This window comes from Pelagibacterium sp. 26DY04 (assembly GCF_031202305.1).
Taxonomy (GTDB): domain Bacteria; phylum Pseudomonadota; class Alphaproteobacteria; order Rhizobiales; family Devosiaceae; genus Pelagibacterium.
Window position 1 is genome coordinate 2,749,672 of the sequence record NZ_CP101731.1, and the last position, 18,475, is coordinate 2,768,146.

The window sequence follows — 18,475 nt, forward strand, 5'->3', positions numbered from 1 at the left end:
ACACTTCGCTTCCGTGGAGCGAAAAGACCCCGACGCTGGTTCGAATCCGTCTGGTGATGGACCGCTCCATACACGCAAAAATGCGCGGACACGAATCATCTTTTTTCAAAGACTACGTGTCGCACGCCCGGATAACGAACCAAATCCCTCGATCAATGCCTCAGTACCATCGACACTGGAAATCTGATTCTGGATGTCACGCAGCCGCTCGAATGCGTTTTCGCTCAGGTCTTCGCCTAGCGCCAATTCGGCTGCTTTGAGTTCCCTATTTAGTTGCACCGATTTGTAATGCAAGGCCAGCGCGTGCTTTAATCCGGTCTCGGCGTCGATTTGTGCGCTGTCCGCATCCGCCTGCCACACGCCCTGGCGCGCCAGAAGGTTCCGCATCTTGTCCAGAACCGGTCCATGCCCCCGCGCGATGAGGGCTTCCGCCAGCGCATTCGGACCCAGATCGGGATGCACGGTCACCAAGTCCAGAAGGCTCGCAAGCACCTGCCGCGCCGGAAGCGAACGGAACTCGATCTCGGCCAGCGCCTCGAGCCGGGCTTGGGCCAATTCCGGGTGATTGACCAGGCTCATGATGATCACCGCCTCGCGCGGGATCACATCAGGCGCCGCCCCGCCCTTCAGGAGCCGGGAATTGCGCAGAGTATCGGAGACCAGCATCTTGGGATTGCCCCGCTGCCCGTATCCGCGCTGCTGATAACCACCGCCGCGCCCCCGGCCCTGAAACTGGCCGCGGGTGGAAATGAACAGAGACGAAATCTTCTCGTCGAACGCCTGGCTGTAATGCCGCCGCACCGACACGTCGGCGATACGTGCGGCTCTTTCGCGCAGGCGGGCTTCAAGCGCCGCGCGCTGCTCGGGAGCCTCGGGAATGCCCCCCGCCGTCTCGATCGCCCAAACCGCATCGGCCAGCGAGCGCCCGCCGGCGATCAGATCGGCAAAGGCCTGCCGCCCCTGCTGCTTGATGAGATCGTCCGGATCGAGCCCGCCCGGCAACGTCACGATCCTTATCGATTTGCCCGGTTTGAGCATCGGCAGCGCGATCTCGATCGAACGCTCCGCCGCCCGCATGCCCGCGCTGTCCCCGTCAAAGCACAGCACAGGGATATCGGTCATCCGCCAAAGCAGGTTGAGATGATCCTCGGTAAGCGCCGTCCCGAGCGGAGCCACCGCCCCCTCGAACCCGGCCGCGACCGCCGCGATGACGTCAAGATACCCTTCGACCACGATCAGCGGTTTGCCGTCATACCCCACCTGCCGCGCCGCCTGGCCGTTGTAAAGCGTCTGCCGCTTGTGGAAGAGCTCGGTTTCCGGCGAATTGAGATATTTCGCCGCCACGTCGGCAGAGAGAGCCCGCCCGCCAAAGGCGATCACCCGTCCCCGGAAATCGGTGATCGGAAACATCAGCCGGTTGCGAAATCGGTCGTACGGTACGGGAATGTCTTCCCCATGCACCACCAGACCGGTTTCGGCCATTTCCCTGGCGGTGACGCCGTTGGCGGCGAGAAATTCCTTGAGTCCGTTGCGGCTGTCGGGCGCGAACCCGATCCTGAAGCGCTGCTGCATTGCCCCCGAAACGCCGCGCTCGAGTAGATAGCCCCGCGCCCGCGCGCCGACATTATGCGCCAGCGCCTCGACGAAATAGGTCGTTGCCAGCTCCATGACGTCATAGAGCGAGCGCCGCGCCTCGGCCCTGCGCTCGGCTTTCTCGTCCCGCGCCGGCATCGGCACCCCGGCCCGTCCGGCCAGAAGCTCCACCGCCTCGGGAAAGCTCATCCCGGTCTTTTCGGTCAGAAACCGGAAATGATCCCCGCTCGCCCCGCATCCGAAGCAATGGTAGCGGCCCCGCCGGTCGTCGGCATGAAAGCTCGGGCTCTTTTCGCCATGGAACGGGCAGCACGCCCACATATCGCCCTTGCCGGGCTGGGATTTGCGCTTGTCCCATAGGACATGCTCGCCCACCACCTGCGTGATGGGCAGCCGGTTTCGGATCTCATCCAGAAAGGCATCGGAAAAGCGCATTTAGGATAAGTAAGGACTGACTTACTTCCTGTCACGCGAAACGGGTGACTTATGCACCGTCTCGCTGCCGACGCGCTCGGAAAGCCACACCTTTATCAGCGATTGATAAGGCACGTCCTGCTTGTTCGCGACGACCTTGATGCTTTCAAGCAGGGAGACCGGCAAGCGCAGCGAAATCGACGTCGAAGATGGCTTGAGATTAGGCAAGCGGACCTTTTCGGCCTTGCTCCAATCCAGATATTCGGCGGAATCATTCTCCTGCCAAAACGCGCGCTCTTCAGCTTCACTGGCAAACTCGGGAATGGGTTTAAGAGCTTTGGGCATAAACGTTCCGCTCCTTGCGGCTCATGTCGCGGGCAGAAATGACGCGGATCAGCGTACCGTTTTCACGCAATGTGAAAGTTACATGCAGCAACCGACCGCCATCGGCACATCCGAGTGCGTGAAACCGCATCTCCGCAACGCTGTGCTTTGGATCGGCAAGCACGATCAGCGGCTCGTTGAAAAACACCTGCTCGGCTTCTGACGAAGTCACTTGGTGTTTGTCACGGCTCTTGGTCGCGTTTCCGCGATCCCAGTCAAAACCGCTGACCCGCCCCCAATCGATCATGGGTGTATATTATCGTCATATACGCATTGACGTCAATGGCCCGCCTGCCAAAGCCGCCACGCCAACCCGAACAACCCGAACGAGAAGATGATCATCAACACGCCGCCGACCATCACCAGCGCCGCAGCAGCCGCCAGCGGCCAGAAGATCAGCAGCAGGCCGAACAGCACATAGAGAATGCCGCTCAACAGCACCGGCCAGATCTTGGCGTAAAGCTCGCGTTCGCGAAGGATGACCACGATTTCCATCACCCCAACGAACACCGCCTGGAAGGCGACGAGGTAGACAAGGAATGTCGCGGTGATCAGCGTTCCAAGCAGCGGCGAAAGGAGGATGAGCACGCCCACCAGGATCGATAGGGCGTTACGCACCACGTCGAACCAGAAATTCCCGGTCTTGCCGCCGCCAAAGGTGATGGTCCAAAGACCCAGCACCCCGTCGACCACGAACAGGGCGGCCGCGACGGTCGTCAGCACCAGCAAAGCCGGTCCGGGAAAAAACAGCGCATAAAAACCGGCCAGCAGCATGAGCACGCCGCGCAGGCCGGTCAGGATGGATGGAAAGCGAGAAGAGTTCTTTTCGGCTGGCATCGTCAGGTCCCCACAAGCCAAGGCAAGCAGGAACGACTATAGGCCGCTCGGTCTCGCGCGCATAGCCTATGCGCTCAGTTGCGCCTTCACCTGTTTGGAGGCCTGGCCGAAATCGATCTGGCCGGGATATTTGGCCTTGAGGACGCCCACGACCTTGCCCATGTCCCGCAGCCCCTCGGCGCCCGTCTCGGCGATCGCGCTTTTGATCGCCGCATCGATTTCGGCTTCCGTCAGCGGACGGGGGAGAAATTCCTTGATGATCTCGATTTCCTCGCGCTCCTGCGCCTCGAGTTCGGGCCGCCCGTTCTGGCCATATAGCGCCGCCGATTCCTCGCGCTGCTTGACCATCTTTTGCAGGATGGCGAGGATGTCCTCGTCGGTGATGCCGTCCCTGCCCTCGCCCCGCGCCGCGATTTCGCGGTCCTTGATGGCGGCGTTGATCAGCCGCAGCGTCGTCGTCCGACGTCCGTCGCGGGCCTTCATGGCATCCTTCATGGCAGCACTGATCTGGTCGCGCATGATCGGCGTCCTTCATGTTCATTGGTTGCGAGCGCTCTATACTCCAATCGCTCGGCCAAAGCCAATTGCGTGACGAGCACAATGTCACGCTCACCCTAAGCTATTGATTTCCAATACCTTCAAAAGCAAAGGACTCGGTTGACCGCGCCTGCCCCTTCAAATAGGTTCGCTCAAATTCAATATAGGGCGGACAGAACCACCAAACGGCGACTTTGGCCGGGGGTTCCGTGTGCCTGAACTTGCGCGCAGCGAGCGCGCCTCACCTGAAGGAGAAGCCCAATGTCCGGCTGGCTGGAAACCGCCCCTACCGCAGTCCTCATCCTCCGCGACGGGACGCGCCTTGAGGGTCGCGGCATCGGTGCCACGGGCATGGCGGCCGGCGAGGTCTGCTTCAATACGGCGATGACCGGATACCAGGAAATCCTGACCGATCCCTCCTATGCCGGCCAGATCATCACCTTCACCTTCCCCCATATCGGCAATGTCGGCGCCAATGACGAGGACATCGAGACGGTCAACATGGCCGCGGCGTCCGGCGTGCGCGGCATGGTGATCAAGGCCGATATCACCAGCCCATCCAATTACCGCGCCGCCAATGAACTCGACGCCTGGCTCAAAAAGCGCGGCATCATCGGCATTGCCGGCCTCGATACGCGCGCCCTCACCGCTCTCATCCGCGACAAGGGCATGGCCGATGCCGTGATCGCCCACGCTCCTAACGGACAGTTCGACGAAACCGAGCTTCAGGCCACGCTCGACGCCTTCCCCGGTCTCGAAGGCCTCGACCTCGCCAAGGAAGTCTCCACCACCCAGACCTATCGCTGGGACGAGACCCGCTGGCGCTGGGGTGAGGGCTATGGCCGCCTCGAAGATCCCCAGTTCCACATCGTCGCCATCGACTACGGCGCCAAGCGCAACATCCTGCGCTGCATCGCCGACCAGGGCGCCCGCGTCACCGTGGTGCCCGCCACCGCGACGGTCGAGGACATCATGGCCCATAACCCCGACGGCGTGTTCCTCTCCAACGGCCCCGGCGATCCCGCCGCGACCGGTGAATACGCAGTGCCCACCATCCGGAAGGTCATCGAAACCGGCAAGCCGGTCTTTGGCATCTGCCTTGGTCACCAGCTCCTCGGCCTCGCCCTGGGCGGCAAAACCCAGAAGATGCATCAGGGGCATCACGGCGCCAACCATCCGGTGAAAGACCTCACCACCGGCAAGGTCGAGATCACCTCTATGAACCATGGTTTCGCCGTCGACCGCGACAGCCTGCCCTCCGGCGTGAGTGAAACCCATGTCTCACTTTTCGACGGCTCCAACGCCGGCCTGCAGGTAGATGGCAAGCCTGTGTTCTCGGTGCAGTACCACCCGGAAGCCTCCCCCGGCCCGCACGACTCACACTACCTCTTCACGCGCTTCCTTAACCTCGTGCGTGAGCAGAAAGGCGAGCCGGCCGTCGCAGAATAGCGGCTGTGGGGGCGCCGCTGCGGGGCTTGTCCCCGGAATCCAGCAACAGCGCCAGCCAAGAGCACCCCCAAGCTGCCTAAAGGTGCCGGACCTCCGCCGGTACGTTCCACCAATTGTCGTTAAGACCGTCGAAATAGGTGACGGGCGCGGCGATCAGGTCTTCTGGCGTCGCGTCGTCGAGACACGCGACGTTGATCTGCACCTCGGCGCCATTGTTCCATTCCGCCGCCGCCACCCGAGCGAACGGGGTCAATCCGCAGCCTGGGCAAAACAGGCCGGTGCCACCGCGATTGGGCACCAAGGTGTCTTCCCCTTCAAGCGCCCGGAACGCTTCGGGCTTGATGGTGGCACTCCACCAGCGCCGCTTGCGGCAGCTCGTGCAATTGCACTTCCCCGTTCCCTGGCTGAGATCGATATCGGCCTCGAACCGAACAGAGCCGCACTGGCAGCTTCCATGATAGGTGCGGAGTGTCATTTGGGTTTCTCCCTTTCAAAGCAATGACCTGACGCTACCGCGCAGTCGTGACAAACGCTGTCAGCAGCCCGCCACGAAAAGAAATTTGACCAAAAGATAAAAAGGCGCGACGCTTCCTCGCGCGCGTCATCGGACCGTCAGAAAACTGCGGCAAGGGGGGCGGGCGTTCCGCGGCGGTTGTCGCGGGCCATCAAGTTCAGTCCGTGGAGGGACCTCATGAATTCTCTTACGATTTCGCGCCGCGCGTTTCTCGCCGGCACGGCCTCGGTCGGCGCGGCCGCCGTTGTGATGCACCCGTTCGCGGTGCTGGCCCAGTCCAACCAGGCCCATCTGCGCATCATGGAAACGACCGACATCCACGTCGCCATCATGCCCTATGACTACTACACCGACGCCCCCAACGACACGATGGGCCTGGCCCGCACCGCTTCGATCATCGAGAGCATCCGCGCCGAGGCCGGTAATGCCATCCTTCTCGACAATGGCGACACCATCCAGGGCAACCCGCTCGGCGACTATGTCGCCTATGAGCGCGGCATCGACGGATCGGACCTGCACCCCACCATCGCCGCCATGAACGAGCTCGGTTATGACGCGGGCACGATCGGCAACCACGAATTCAACTATGGTCTCGAATTCCTCGACCAGGCCATGGCCGGGGCCAATTTCCCGGTGGTTCTTGCCAACGTCGTCAACGGCACCGAACTGGGCGACGATCCGCTTGCGGACGACACCCTGTTCGATCCCTATGTGATCATTGAAAAGGAGCTGGTCGACGGCGCCGGCGAAAGCCACACCATCCGCATCGGCCTGATCGGCTTCACCCCGCCCCAGATCATGAGCTGGGATGCCGCTCATCTCGAGGGCAAGGTGGCCGTGCGCGATATCGTTGAGACCGCCCGCGCCTATGTCCCGAAGATGCGCGAAGAAGGCGCCGATATCGTCATCGCCCTTTCGCACTCGGGCATCAGCGGCGACGGCTACACTCCGGGCATGGAAAACGCCTCGCTCTATCTCGGTGAGGTCGAAGGCATCGACGCCATCCTTACCGGTCACCACCACCTCGTCTTCCCAGGCCCCGACTATGCCGATGTGGAAGGCGTCGATATCGAGAACGGCACGCTGATGGGCGTCCCCGCCGTCATGCCCGGCTTCTGGGGCAGCCATATGGGCCTGATCGATCTGCTGCTCGAACGCGGCGACGACGGCTCCTGGACCGTAGTGTCCCACACCTCCGAAGCGCGCCCCATCTACGAGCGCGTCGACGGTGCGGTGACCGCCACCGTCGAATCCGATGAGGAAGTCGTGGCTTCGGTCGAAGCGGCCCACCAGGAAACCCTCGACTATATCCGCCGCCCGGTCGGTGAAACCGCTGCCCCGCTCCACTCCTATTTCTCTCTGGTCGCCGACGATCCGTCCGTGCAGATCGTCAATATCGCCCAGACCTGGTACATGGAGCAGATGATGGCGGGCACCGAATGGGAAGGTCTGCCGATCCTTTCGGCTGCCGCCCCCTTCAAGGCCGGCGGCCGTGGCGGTCCGGACTATTACACCGACGTCCCCGTCGGCCCGGTCGCCATCAAGAACGTCGCCGATCTCTACCTCTACCCCAACACCATCCAGGCGGTGAAGATCACCGGCGCCGACGTCAAGAACTGGCTCGAACGCGCCGCCGGCATGTTCAACCAGGTCGAGGCCGGCGCCACCGACGCCCAGCTCATCAACCCCGATTTCCCGTCCTACAATTTCGACGTGATCGACGGGGTGACCTACAAGATCGACATCACCCAGCCGTCCAAATACGCAGCCGACGGCTCGGGCGAAACCAACCCCGATGCCAACCGCATCGTCGATCTGATGTACAATGGCGAGCCTATCGATCCGGCTCAGGAATTCATCGTCGCCACCAACAACTACCGCGCCGGCGGCGGCGGCTCGTTCCCGGGCATCGATTCGAGCAAGATCGTCTTCATCGGTCCCGATACCAACCGCGACGTGATCGTGCGCTACATCGTCGAGCAGGGCACCATCGACCCGGCCGCCGACAGCAATTGGTCCCTTGCCGAAATCGGTGACACCACCGTGCTGTTCGAAACCGGCCCTGCCGCCGAACAGCACCTGGCCGACGTGACCGCCATCACCATCGAGCCCACCGGCGATACCAGCGAAGCCGGTTTCGGCGTCTACCGCATCTCGCTGTAAAGCGGCTTGAAGTAAAATCTCGATTCCGGGCCAAGGACTTGGCCTACGTTCCGGAATCCAAAAGAAGAGAGCTTCAGGTTCATCTGCAACCTGAAGCTCTCTGTCTAAATCGCCCCGGAAAACGTGTCGCACTGCCCCGGATCGCCGCCGGAATAGCCGCGTTCGAACCATTCCTGCCGCTGCGCCGAAGTGCCGTGCGTAAAGGTCTTGGGAACCACCACCCCTTGCGTACGGCTCTGGATCGCGTCATCCCCGATCTGTTCGGCAGCGTTGATCGCCTCCTCGATATCGCCGCTCTCGAGCAGGTTTTCTTCCCCGACATAGTTCGCCCACACGCCTGCATAGCAATCGGCCTGCAATTCGATCCGCACCGAATAGGCGTTGGCCTCCTCCTGGCTCATCGACTGGATGGCCCGCGAGTATTCCGGCAGCACCCCGGTCAAATTCTGAACGTGATGCCCGATCTCGTGAGCGATCACATAGGCCTGTGCGAAATCGCCGGGCGCCCCGAACTGGCTGCGCAGCGTCTCGTAGAACGCCAGGTCGATGTAAACGCTCTGGTCGGCCGGGCAGTAGAACGGGCCAGTGCGCGCATCGGCCATCCCGCAGCCCGATTGGCTCATGTCGGTGAACAGCACCACTGTCGCGGGCACATAGGTCATGCCGTTTTCGACGAACACCTCTGTCCAGAGGTCTTCGGTGTCTTGCACGACAACCCCCACGAAATCGGCAAGGTCGTCCTCGCCCGCTTCCGGCAAGGGGCGTGAAACAGAACCGTTTCCGCTCGTCCCGGTGCCCAGCGATCCGTCGAGCAGCGAGAGCGGATTGATCCCCAGCGCCATGCCGATGATAAGCATGATGACGATCGCGCCGATCCCCAGCCCGCCGCCGGCTCTCCCGCCGGTCGGTATGCGAAATCCCGAACCGCCCAGCCCTGTAGAGCGGCCAAACATGCCTCCGCTCGCCCCGCGCCGGTCCTCGATGTTGCTCGACCGTTTGCGTCCCCGCCACTTCATTGTCTCAGCCCTCGCGCCAGAGTTCCAGTAAGGCCTTGCCACCGACGGGATCGGTTTCCGGCAGCGGCAAGCGCGCGATGTTCGCGGTCGCCCGCTCCAAATCGCCGTCCTTGCCCTTGAGAATGTCCCAATCCTGCCCCGGTGGATAGGCTCCCACCACCGCAAAATCGTCGCTCGAGCTTTCGAGCTTGTGCGCCACGCCGGCCGGGATGATCACGACATCGCCGGGCCGCACATCCACCTGCCGCGCCCCGGGCCCGCCCAGCGCAAGCCGGGCCGAACCGGAAACGACACCCAGCGCTTCATGAGCTGTCGAATGATAATGGTGGTAATCGAAGATCGTATCCACCCACTGCGGCGGCCAATCGTTGCGCGCGAACATTGCCTGCACCGCATCGGCGGTTGCCGAACCCTCGCCGACGCCGCGATAGACGATCACGGGCAGTTCGCTGTTTGGGAACTGCCCGTTTCGCTCCAACAAGATGCTTTCGACATCGTCGTGCATTATTGCGACACGTCCACGTCGACCTCGGGCACATCCACGGCCGGCACGTCCACCGATACGGACCCGCCCTCGCCGCCTGTGTTGGCGTTGACGAACCAGATGATGCCCACGATGACGATCAGGGCGACGATGATTGCCGCGATGAACCCGCCGCCGCCTCCACCGCCGCCGCCATTGTCGGTCACGACAACGGTTTCGCGATCCCGTTCAATCATCTTCGTCTCCTTTGCTTTACCGTTATGGGCGGAAAAACGGGCTGCCGGAACGAAAGGTTCCTCTTTCCCGATTGACGCCAGCCATGATGGGCGGTCCAATCGGGCCGGGAGAGGCGCCATGCAGCAAGCGGATCCTTTTGCCGTCGTCAATCAGCCGGCCCTACGCACCACCCTGTCCTTATGGCAGGGCGACCCGGCCCTGCGCGCGGCGCTGCCCCAACAGGCCCAGGAGCCATCCCGCGCCTTCGCCGAACGTCTCGGGCAGCCCGATCTAGTCGTCGATGGACACCGCCTCGCCACCGGACAGCCGCCTGTTCTCGAGCGGTTCGACACCGGCGGCCGGCGCATCGACACGGTCCTGTTCGCTGATGCCTATCACCGTCTCTTGCGGACCGGTCTTAAAGCGGGATACGCCGCCCTGCCCTGGTCCGGCGCACCTGCCGGACATACTGCCCATGCCGCCATGGTCTATCTCATGAGCCAGGTCGAACCGGGCGTCTGCTGCCCCATGACCATGACCTATGCGGCCATCCCCATCCTGCGCCGGCACAATGGCCTCGCCGCCGATCTCGCCCGCCTCGCCGCCACCGCCGATTACGACCCTGACGACGCTCCTGTCGCCCGAAAGCACGCCGCCACAATCGGCATGGCGATGACCGAAAAGCAGGGCGGCTCGGACGTGCGCGCCAATCGCACGCTCGCAGAGCCCGCCGATGGTGCTTATCGCCTCACCGGCCACAAATGGTTCTGCTCGGCCCCAATGTCCGACGCGTTCCTCACCCTCGCGCAACTCCCCCAGGGTTTGACCTGCTTCCTGGTCCCCCGCCGCCTCCCCGATGGCAACCTCAACGCCATCCACCTGATGCGTTTGAAGAACAAGCTCGGCAACCGCTCCAATGCCTCGGCCGAGATCGAATATCACGGCGCCCATGCCGAACTGCTGGGCGAGCCCGGCCAGGGCATCCGCACCATTCTCGAAATGGTCCACCACACCCGCCTCGATACCGCGATCGCCCCTGCCGGCCTCATGCGCCGCGCTCTCCTTGAAGCCCTCGACTGGACTCGCCACCGCTCCGCCTTCGGCAAGCCGCTGATCCACCAGCCGCTCATGGCAAATCTTCTCGCCGATCTTACGCTTGAATGGCTGGGCGCCCTTACCCTCGCCTTCCGCGTCGCCCAAGCCTTTGACGCTGCCGATCAAGGCTTCGCCCGCCTCGCGGTCGCTCTCACCAAATACTGGAACAACAAGCGCTGCCCATTCGTCACCGTCGAAGCCATGGAAGCACTGGGCGGCATGGGCTACATCGAAGATACCCCCATGCCGTGGCTCTACCGCGAGGCCCCGCTCAACGCCATTTGGGAAGGCTCGGGCAACATCATAGCCCTCGACGTGCAGCGCACCATTTCACGCTCGCCCGAAGCCCTCGACGCCCTCATGACCGAGCTGTCCGCCGCCCGCGGCACCCACCCGGCGTTCGATAAATCGCTCGATGATCTGGAAGAGACGCTCACCCGCCCCATTGACGAAGCCCAGGCTCGCCGGTTCACCGAGCGCATGGCCCTGCTGCTGCAGACGAGCCTCCTTCTGCGCAGCGCCCCCGCCGCCGGCGAACTCTTTGCCACGACCCGGCTCGGAGGCGATTGGGGCCACACCCTAGGCACCCTGCCGCCAGGCGCCGACACGCGCGCCATCATCGCGCTCGCTGATGGCTGACGACCCCGCACCGAATCATGAGACATGAAGTCCCCAAAGAGGTGCCCATGTCCGAAATCGCCATCCGCAACGCCACCGCAAACGATCTTCCCTTCATCGTCGGCCTCATCGAAGCCGATGGCATGGCCGGTCCCACCGAGGATCTGTCCAAGCCGCAAGGGCCGGCCTATCTCGCCGCCCTGGCCGCCATTGACGCTGATCCCAACCAGATGCTTATGGTGGCAACGCAAGACGAGGAACCGGTCGGCACCTTCCAGTTGACCTTCACCCCTGGCATCGCCCGCCAGGGCGCCTGGCGTTGCACGGTGGAAGCCGTCCACGTCTCGCCCGCCCACCGCAACAAGCGCATCGGTGAAAAGATGATGGGTTGGGCCGCCGAAACCGCTCGCGCCCGTGGCTGCACCATGGTCCAACTCACCTCCAACAAGAAGCGCACCGATGCCCACCGCTTCTACGAACGCCTCGGCTTTTCCAAAAGCCATGAAGGGTTCAAGCTCTATCTCTGAAGACCGCTCGCGGGACCCGCGACAAAAGAATTCGCCCGTGACGCTGGAAATCCCCCCAAGCTTGCTCTAAGGAGACCGCCTAGCCACCGTCTAGCCCGTCCGAAGCGCGTCAGTTCTGCTGCCGCGCGCTTGCCGCACGAGAAGCCCTATGCCCAAACGCACAGACATCAAATCCATCCTCATCATCGGGGCTGGACCGATCATTATCGGCCAGGCCTGCGAATTCGACTATTCGGGGACACAGGCCTGCAAGGCTCTGCGCGAAGAGGGCTATCGCATCATCCTGGTGAACTCCAACCCGGCGACGATCATGACCGACCCCGATGTCGCCGACGCTACCTATATGGAGCCCATCACTCCCGAGGTGGTCGCCAAGATCATCGAAAAGGAGCGCCCCGACGCGCTGCTCCCCACCATGGGCGGCCAGACCGCGCTGAACTGCGCGCTCTCGCTCAACAAGATGGGCGTGCTTGAAAAGTTCGGCGTCGAAATGATCGGCGCCAACGCCGAAGCCATCGACAAGGCCGAGGACCGCGAGCTGTTCCGCGATGCCATGACCAAGATCGGGCTCGCCACCCCGAAATCGCGCCTCGCTCACAACACCATCGAGGCCCTCCAAGCTCTTGAGGATATCGGCCTGCCCGCCATCATCCGCCCCTCCTTCACCCTGGGCGGCACCGGCGGCGGCATCGCCTACAATCGCGAGGAATACCTCGCCATTTGCGAATCCGGCATCGACGCCTCGCCCACCAACGAGGTGCTGATCGAGGAATCCGTCCTCGGCTGGAAAGAATACGAGATGGAGGTTGTCCGCGATAAGAAGGACAATTGCATCATCGTCTGCTCGATCGAAAACATCGATCCCATGGGCGTCCATACCGGCGATTCGATCACCGTCGCCCCGGCTCTGACGCTCACCGACAAGGAATACCAGATCATGCGCGACGCCTCGGTGGCCGTCCTGCGCGAAATCGGGGTCGAAACCGGCGGCTCGAACGTCCAGTTCGCGATCAACCCCGCCGATGGCCGCATGATCGTCATCGAAATGAACCCGCGCGTCTCGCGCTCCTCGGCATTGGCCTCCAAGGCCACCGGCTTCCCGATCGCCAAGGTCGCCGCGCGCCTCGCCGTCGGCTACACCCTCGACGAGCTCGAAAACGACATCACCGGCGGCGCCACCCCGGCCTCGTTCGAGCCCACCATCGACTATGTCGTCACCAAGATCCCCCGCTTCGCCTTCGAGAAATTCCCCGGTGCCGATAACCGCCTCACCACCTCGATGAAGTCGGTCGGCGAGGCCATGGCCATCGGCCGCACCTTCCCCGAATCGCTGCAAAAGGCCCTGCGCTCGCTCGAAACCGGGCTCACTGGATTGAACGAGATCGGCATTCCCGGACTGGGCGAAGGTGACGACAAGAACGCCGTCAAAGCTGCCCTCGGCACCCCCACCCCCGATCGCCTTCTCTGGGTCGCCGAAGCCATGCGGCTCGGCTACGACCACCAGATGATCCACGAGGCCTGCCGCATCGATCCCTGGTTCCTCGAACAGCTCCAGTCGATCGTCGACACTGAAGCCAAGGTTCGCGAATACGGCCTGCCGGAAACCGCGGGCCAGATGCGTGCTTTGAAGGCCATGGGTTTCTCCGACGCCCGCCTTGCCGAGCTTTCCGGCAAGACCGCCAAGGACGTGCTCAATCACCGCCACAAGCTCGGCGTCCGCCCGGCCTATAAGCGCATCGACACCAGCGCCGCCGAGTTCGCCTCGCCCACCGCCTATATGTATTCCACCTATGAAGCCCCCTTCGCCGGAGCGGTCGCCGATGAGGCCAATCCCTCCGACCGCAAGAAGGTCGTGATCCTCGGTGGCGGCCCCAACCGTATCGGCCAGGGCATCGAGTTCGACTATTGCTGCTGCCATGCCGCCTTCGCCCTGGCCGATGCGGGCTATGAGACCATCATGGTCAACTGCAATCCCGAAACCGTCTCGACCGATTACGACACCTCCGACCGCCTCTATTTCGAGCCGCTGACCGAGGAAGACGTCATCGAAATCCTGACCACCGAGCAGCAGAACGGCACGCTCCACGGCGTCATCGTCCAGTTCGGCGGTCAGACGCCTCTGAAGCTCGCCGCCGCTGTCGAACGCGCCGGCGTGCCGATCCTTGGCACCCAGCCCGACAAGATCGACCTGGCCGAAGACCGCGACCAGTTCATGAAGCTTTTGAACAAGCTCGATCTGACCCAGCCGAAAAACGGCATCGCCTATTCGCTGGAGCAGGCCCGTATCGTGGCCGACGGGTTGGGCTATCCGCTGGTCATCCGCCCGTCCAACGTTCTGGGCGGCCGCGCCATGGTCATCTGCTATTCGGCCGAGGATTTCGAGCGCTACGTGCAGTCGACCCTCACCGAACTGGTCCCGCCCGAGATCCGCCAGCGCTATCCCAACGACAAGACCGGTCAGATCAATTCTGTCCTCGCCAACAACCCGCTGCTGTTCGACTCCTATCTCCAGGGCGCGACGGAAATCGACGTCGATTGCCTCTCAGACGGCACCGACGTCTTTGTCGCCGGCATCATGGAGCACATCGAGGAAGCGGGCATCCACTCGGGCGACAGCGCCTGCTCGCTCCCGCCCCACTCACTTTCCGCCGACATCATCGAAGAGCTCAAGCGCCAGGCCACCGGTCTCGCCAAGGCCCTGAACGTGGGCGGCCTGATGAACGTGCAGTTCGCCTTGAAGGACAACACCCTCTATGTCCTCGAAGTGAACCCCCGCGCCTCGCGCACCGTCCCCTTCGTCGCCAAGGTCATCGGCTACCCCATCGCCAAGATCGCTGCCCGCATCATGGCCGGCGAAAAACTCGGAGCCTTCGACCTCCAGGAACGCGAGATCAAGCACATCGGCATCAAGGAAGCCGTGTTCCCCTTCGCCCGCTTCCCCGGTGTCGATACCGTGCTGGGCCCGGAAATGAAGTCGACCGGCGAAGTGATCGGGCTGGACACCGACTACGCCCTCGCCTTCGCCAAATCCCAGCTCGGCGGCGGCACCAAGGTCCCGCGTGAAGGAACCGTGTTCGTCTCGGTCCGCGATGACGACAAGGCCGCCATTGCCGCTTCGATCCGTGATCTCGCCGCTGCCGGCTTCAAGATCATCGCCACCGGCGGCACCCAGCGCTTCCTCGCCGATCAGGGCATTGAATGCACCAAGATCAACAAGGTGCTCGAAGGCCGTCCGCATATCGTGGACTCGATCAAGAACGGCGACGTCCAGCTCGTGATCAACACCACCGACGGCGCCAAGGCCGTCTCCGACAGCCGCGACATCCGCCGCGCCGCGCTGATGAGCAAGGTGCCCTACTACACCACCATCCCCGGCGCCATCGCCGCAGCTGAGGGCATCCTCGCCTATCGCGGCGGCAATCTCACGGTCAAAGCACTGCAGGAGTATTTCGCGGCCTGAGCCGAAAAACTTGAAACAAATAGCCTTTGTGGCTATTTTAACGGAGTAGAGACCGGGCTTTCACCCGGCCTCCGTAGACTAGATTATGATTAGGACCCGGATCCGAACTCGCCAGCTCGTCCGGGTCTTTTTCATGTCTAGCGTGATGGTCAGTGGGAAAAACCACATAATCATCACCTCCGTTAGACGGCGAGGCTGTCGCCACAGCCGGGAGAGCCGATCTCTCCCGGTTACGCCCGCTGGCCAGGCGCTGCTGCTTCCGCCGTCCGAGAATCATAAAATTCTATGCAGCCCCGCTTGGCAACCGGCATTGACTTCCCTCACCGCCACCGGCACAAACGCGCCACCATGAAATCGGCAGACCGAACCACCTCCATCGCGCTCCGCTCGGCCTGAACGCCGTCAGCCAGAGAGCGCATTCGCCGGGCGGGGCGCCGCCACGTTTTGCGCTACCCGCCCGTTTGGCAGTTCCGATTTCAGGTTCATCATGACCAACTTTTTCGAAAGCCCCTTCAAGGGCAAGCTGCTCTCCGAGCAGGTCACCCACCCCAACATGTCGGTGGGCCGCTACTCCTACTATTCCGGTTACTATCACGGCCACAGTTTCGACGATTGCGCTCGCTTCCTTCTACCCGATCCAGATGCCGACAAGCTGATCGTCGGCAGCTTCTGCTCTATCGGCTCGGGCGCCGCCTTCATCATGGCGGGCAATCAGGGCCACCGGAACGAATGGGTCTCGACTTTCCCGTTCCACTTCATGCCCGAAGTCCAAGCCTTCGCCGGCGCTGCCAATGGCTATCTCCCCGCCGGCGACACGGTGATCGGCTCCGACGTTTGGATAGGGTCTGAAGCCATCGTCATGCCCGGCATCACCGTCGGTCATGGCGCGGTGATCGGCACCCGTGCGCTCGTTACCCGCGATGTCGAACCCTACACCATCGTCGGCGGCAACCCTGCCAAGCCGATCCGCAAGCGGTTCAGCGACGATCACATCGCCCTGCTGCTCGAAATGGCCTGGTGGGATTGGCCCGACGCGCTGCTGGCAGAGGCGATGCCGCTGATGACCACCGGCGACATCGACGCGCTCCATGCCTTCTGGCAAAGCCGCCGCTGACGCAAATACCCCGCGCGCTCCGGCGCGCGGGTTCCAGTTGACGCTCGCACGCCGCAAGCTATACTTCGCCCCATGTTCATGACGTCCACCAAGTTCGCCGTCTTCCTGCGCGCCTGATCCGGCGCCTCCCCGGAAGCAAGAAGCAGGGCTCACGCCCTCCCGCCGCCTGCACTGCGGCTCCGCGAACTCATGGACTTTTCAATGCCCGCAACAGCAAACGCGCTCACCCAAGCGCAGATCGAATCCTTCATCACTGATGGCTTCGTCCGCATCGACGACGCCTTCCCCCGCAACCTCGCCGAGCAAGGCCGCGCCATCCTCTGGCGCGACACCGGCTGCGATCCGGACGATCCGTCCACCTGGACCAAGCCGGTGATCCGTCTCGGCGGCTATGCCGATGCGCCCTTCCGGCAAGCGGCAAACACCGAACGTCTGCACAAAGCTTACGACCAGATCGTCGGTGAAGGCCGCTGGCTCGCCCCGCAAGGCCTGGGCACTTTCCCCATCCGCTTCCCCTCGGCGGAAGCGCCGGGCGATGATGGCTGGCATATCGATGCCAGCTACATGCTGCCCACCGACGATCCCAGCGATTTCTTCTCCATCCGCGCCAACATCAAGTCGAGGGGCCGTGCCCTTCTGATGCTGTTCCTGTTCTCCGATGTGGACGAAGACGACGCCCCCACCCGCATCCGCGTGGGCTCGCATATGGATATGGCGCGCTTTCTTCTCCCTTATGGAGAAGACGGCGCCACCATGCGCCAGATGATGGCCGGCGATTTCGCCGGCACCGCCCGGTGCGAGGAGGCGCTGGCGACCGGCCCCGCCGGCACGGTCTATCTCTGCCACCCCTTCCTCGTCCACGCCGCACAGCCCAACAGGGGCAGCCGCGTCAAGTTCATGGCCCAGCCGCCCTTGATGCCGGCGCATGATTTCGACCCCGCACTACCGCCTTCGCCAGTGCAGATCGCCATTCGCAGGGCGTGTAACTTGAATTTCTAATGCAGAACCGAAGCGGGAGCCTCCACGGCTTCCGCTTCGCCCATCTCGGCGGCTTTCGAGGTCACGGCCTCCGGCTTCCGCGCCACGAACAATCGCCCCATCACCGGCTGGCCGCCATCCTGCCGGATCACCGCCTCGGCGTCCTCGACGATCTCGAACCCGGCATCGGCCAGTGCCCGTTTGATGGCATCGCCATTGTGGGCATAGCGCAGCGAGGCCTGCAGCATCTGCTCCTCCTCGCCCGCATGGCTCTCCACCGAAAATGCGAACATCCCGCCATCGCGCAACACCCCATGCACGGCGGCAAAGATCGGCGGCAGCGCCGGGCAGTACATGAAAACGTCGGCGGCCGTCACCAGATCCGCCATCCGCCCCTCATGCTGCAGAAACGCCAGAAGCTCCCCCTGCTCGAGGGCGTCATAAAGCCCCTTGCGCGCCGTCTCGCTCACCATGGCCGCCGAAAGGTCAACGCCGGTGAGGTGCGATACGCGCTGGCGCAACCTTTCCCCCATCAACCCGGTCCCACATCCCAGGTCGATGCCACGCGCAAACCCCTCTATCCCCGCCCGAGCCATCGCCCCCTCGACCAGGCCAGCCAGCCTGCCGGGCACCACATAGTCGAGCTTTTGCAGCAGGGCTTCTTCGAAATGGTCGGCATACTGATCGAACAGCGCCTCCACATAGGCGGCCTGAGCTTCGGGCTCCACCTCCGCGATCCCATGCGCCGCCAGATGCATCTGCGCCCCCAGCGTGCCGGCCGGATCGAGTCCAGCCGCCCGCTGCCAGGCCGCGATGGCGCTCCCCAGCGCTTCGGCCTTGAGGTGAAACCCGCCCGCCATCATCCATCCCGCCGCCCAGTCGGGCGCATTGGCCAGCGCCTGATCCATCAGGTCCGCAGCGGCGGCGAAATCGCCGGCCTCGGCCAGCATCTGCGCATACTGCGCCCGGCGGTCCACGATGAGATCGCCCGAAGACAGGAAGGATGTGGTCACGATAGGAGAAGCATCCGAGGACGCCGGCAGGATTGCCGGCGCGCGGGGAAATGCGCCTCGCGC

Annotated in this window: 17 protein-coding genes; 7 read left to right on the forward strand and 10 right to left on the reverse strand. The window is 63.2% G+C overall.

What is annotated here, in order from left to right; genetic code table 11:
• Window positions 1–105: 105 nt before the first annotated feature.
• The 5 genes from dnaG to NO932_RS13640 form a co-directional block, all read right to left on the reverse strand.
• Window positions 106–2,028 (reverse strand): DNA primase, encoded by a 1,923-nt coding sequence (gene dnaG, locus NO932_RS13620; protein WP_309207839.1) that lies wholly within the window; start codon window positions 2,026–2,028, stop codon window positions 106–108.
• A gap of 21 nt (window positions 2,029–2,049) precedes the next feature.
• On the reverse strand, window positions 2,050–2,352 hold the full coding sequence (brnA, locus tag NO932_RS13625) for a type II toxin-antitoxin system BrnA family antitoxin (protein ID WP_309160443.1): 303 nt from the start codon (window positions 2,350–2,352) through the stop codon (window positions 2,050–2,052).
• The gene (locus NO932_RS13630; RefSeq protein WP_309207840.1) at window positions 2,336–2,638 is read right to left on the reverse strand and encodes a BrnT family toxin; all 303 of its coding nucleotides are present in this window, start codon (window positions 2,636–2,638) and stop codon (window positions 2,336–2,338) included. The genes brnA and NO932_RS13630 overlap by 17 nt, the downstream gene beginning before the upstream one ends.
• A gap of 32 nt (window positions 2,639–2,670) precedes the next feature.
• Window positions 2,671–3,228 (reverse strand): DUF308 domain-containing protein, encoded by a 558-nt coding sequence (locus tag NO932_RS13635; RefSeq protein WP_309207841.1) that lies wholly within the window; start codon window positions 3,226–3,228, stop codon window positions 2,671–2,673.
• A 66-nt stretch (window positions 3,229–3,294) separates the two neighbouring features.
• Entirely contained in the window at window positions 3,295–3,750 is a 456-nt protein-coding gene (locus tag NO932_RS13640; RefSeq protein ID WP_309163731.1) for a GatB/YqeY domain-containing protein, read from the reverse strand.
• A gap of 276 nt (window positions 3,751–4,026) precedes the next feature.
• Between NO932_RS13640 and carA the strand changes: the two genes are divergently transcribed.
• On the forward strand, window positions 4,027–5,214 hold the full coding sequence (gene carA / locus NO932_RS13645; protein ID WP_309207843.1) for a glutamine-hydrolyzing carbamoyl-phosphate synthase small subunit: 1,188 nt from the start codon (window positions 4,027–4,029) through the stop codon (window positions 5,212–5,214).
• 76 nt (window positions 5,215–5,290) lie between these two features.
• Here the strand turns inward: carA and NO932_RS13650 are convergent, their stop codons facing one another.
• A complete protein-coding gene (locus NO932_RS13650; protein ID WP_309207845.1) occupies window positions 5,291–5,689 on the reverse strand; it encodes a GFA family protein in 399 nt (132 codons plus the stop codon).
• 216 nt (window positions 5,690–5,905) lie between these two features.
• Here NO932_RS13650 and NO932_RS13655 point away from each other — a divergent pair, with 216 nt between their 5' ends.
• A complete protein-coding gene (locus NO932_RS13655; protein WP_309207846.1) occupies window positions 5,906–7,891 on the forward strand; it encodes a bifunctional 2',3'-cyclic-nucleotide 2'-phosphodiesterase/3'-nucleotidase in 1,986 nt (661 codons plus the stop codon).
• Between the two features lie 104 nt (window positions 7,892–7,995).
• Here the strand turns inward: NO932_RS13655 and NO932_RS13660 are convergent, their stop codons facing one another.
• From NO932_RS13660 to NO932_RS13670, 3 genes are read right to left on the reverse strand one after another with little or no spacing between them, the layout of a single operon-like run.
• Window positions 7,996–8,907: a neutral zinc metallopeptidase gene (locus tag NO932_RS13660; RefSeq protein WP_309207847.1), complete on the reverse strand. Its 912-nt coding sequence runs from the start codon at window positions 8,905–8,907 to the stop codon at window positions 7,996–7,998.
• 4 nt (window positions 8,908–8,911) lie between these two features.
• Window positions 8,912–9,412, reverse strand: a complete 501-nt coding sequence (locus NO932_RS13665) for a cupin domain-containing protein (RefSeq protein ID WP_309207848.1) — start codon at window positions 9,410–9,412, stop codon at window positions 8,912–8,914.
• Window positions 9,412–9,627 carry a hypothetical protein gene (locus NO932_RS13670; protein WP_309207850.1) on the reverse strand — a complete coding sequence of 72 codons (216 nt, stop codon included), beginning with the start codon at window positions 9,625–9,627 and terminating at the stop codon, window positions 9,412–9,414. The genes NO932_RS13665 and NO932_RS13670 overlap by 1 nt, the downstream gene beginning before the upstream one ends.
• A 118-nt stretch (window positions 9,628–9,745) precedes the next feature.
• Between NO932_RS13670 and NO932_RS13675 the strand changes: the two genes are divergently transcribed.
• From NO932_RS13675 to NO932_RS13695, 5 genes are all read left to right on the forward strand, one after another.
• Window positions 9,746–11,341 (forward strand): acyl-CoA dehydrogenase family protein, encoded by a 1,596-nt coding sequence (locus NO932_RS13675; RefSeq protein WP_309207851.1) that lies wholly within the window; start codon window positions 9,746–9,748, stop codon window positions 11,339–11,341.
• Window positions 11,342–11,388: 47 nt separating this feature from the next.
• On the forward strand, window positions 11,389–11,847 hold the full coding sequence (locus NO932_RS13680; RefSeq protein WP_309207852.1) for a GNAT family N-acetyltransferase: 459 nt from the start codon (window positions 11,389–11,391) through the stop codon (window positions 11,845–11,847).
• A gap of 148 nt (window positions 11,848–11,995) precedes the next feature.
• Complete coding sequence (gene carB, locus NO932_RS13685; RefSeq protein WP_309207853.1) at window positions 11,996–15,307, forward strand: carbamoyl-phosphate synthase large subunit; 3,312 nt, start codon at window positions 11,996–11,998, stop codon at window positions 15,305–15,307.
• Window positions 15,308–15,794: 487 nt separating this feature from the next.
• Window positions 15,795–16,421, forward strand: coding sequence for a type B chloramphenicol O-acetyltransferase (catB, locus tag NO932_RS13690; protein ID WP_309207855.1), 627 nt, complete (start codon window positions 15,795–15,797; stop codon window positions 16,419–16,421).
• 201 nt (window positions 16,422–16,622) lie between these two features.
• Entirely contained in the window at window positions 16,623–17,420 is a 798-nt protein-coding gene (locus NO932_RS13695; RefSeq protein WP_309207856.1) for a phytanoyl-CoA dioxygenase family protein, read from the forward strand.
• Here NO932_RS13695 and NO932_RS13700 read toward each other — a convergent pair.
• Window positions 17,417–18,412, reverse strand: coding sequence for a methyltransferase domain-containing protein (locus NO932_RS13700; protein ID WP_309207857.1), 996 nt, complete (start codon window positions 18,410–18,412; stop codon window positions 17,417–17,419). The genes NO932_RS13695 and NO932_RS13700 overlap by 4 nt on opposite strands.
• Window positions 18,413–18,475: the final 63 nt, after the last annotated feature.

Bases quoted from the DNA above. Each gene is read 5' to 3' on its own strand.
- NO932_RS13655 (WP_309207846.1), top strand. From the start codon at position 5,906: ATGAATTCTCTTACGATTTCGCGCCGCGCGTTTCTCGCCGGCACGGCC.
- carB (WP_309207853.1), top strand. From the start codon at position 11,996: ATGCCCAAACGCACAGACATCAAATCCATCCTCATCATCGGGGCTGGA.
- brnA (WP_309160443.1), bottom strand. From the start codon at position 2,352: ATGCCCAAAGCTCTTAAACCCATTCCCGAGTTTGCCAGTGAAGCTGAA.
- NO932_RS13680 (WP_309207852.1), top strand. From the start codon at position 11,389: ATGTCCGAAATCGCCATCCGCAACGCCACCGCAAACGATCTTCCCTTC.
- NO932_RS13670 (WP_309207850.1), bottom strand. From the start codon at position 9,627: ATGATTGAACGGGATCGCGAAACCGTTGTCGTGACCGACAATGGCGGC.
- carA (WP_309207843.1), top strand. From the start codon at position 4,027: ATGTCCGGCTGGCTGGAAACCGCCCCTACCGCAGTCCTCATCCTCCGC.
- NO932_RS13675 (WP_309207851.1), top strand. From the start codon at position 9,746: ATGCAGCAAGCGGATCCTTTTGCCGTCGTCAATCAGCCGGCCCTACGC.
- NO932_RS13660 (WP_309207847.1), bottom strand. From the start codon at position 8,907: ATGAAGTGGCGGGGACGCAAACGGTCGAGCAACATCGAGGACCGGCGC.
- NO932_RS13630 (WP_309207840.1), bottom strand. From the start codon at position 2,638: ATGATCGATTGGGGGCGGGTCAGCGGTTTTGACTGGGATCGCGGAAAC.
- catB (WP_309207855.1), top strand. From the start codon at position 15,795: ATGACCAACTTTTTCGAAAGCCCCTTCAAGGGCAAGCTGCTCTCCGAG.
- NO932_RS13695 (WP_309207856.1), top strand. From the start codon at position 16,623: ATGCCCGCAACAGCAAACGCGCTCACCCAAGCGCAGATCGAATCCTTC.
- dnaG (WP_309207839.1), bottom strand. From the start codon at position 2,028: ATGCGCTTTTCCGATGCCTTTCTGGATGAGATCCGAAACCGGCTGCCC.
- NO932_RS13650 (WP_309207845.1), bottom strand. From the start codon at position 5,689: ATGACACTCCGCACCTATCATGGAAGCTGCCAGTGCGGCTCTGTTCGG.
- NO932_RS13635 (WP_309207841.1), bottom strand. From the start codon at position 3,228: ATGCCAGCCGAAAAGAACTCTTCTCGCTTTCCATCCATCCTGACCGGC.
- NO932_RS13665 (WP_309207848.1), bottom strand. From the start codon at position 9,412: ATGCACGACGATGTCGAAAGCATCTTGTTGGAGCGAAACGGGCAGTTC.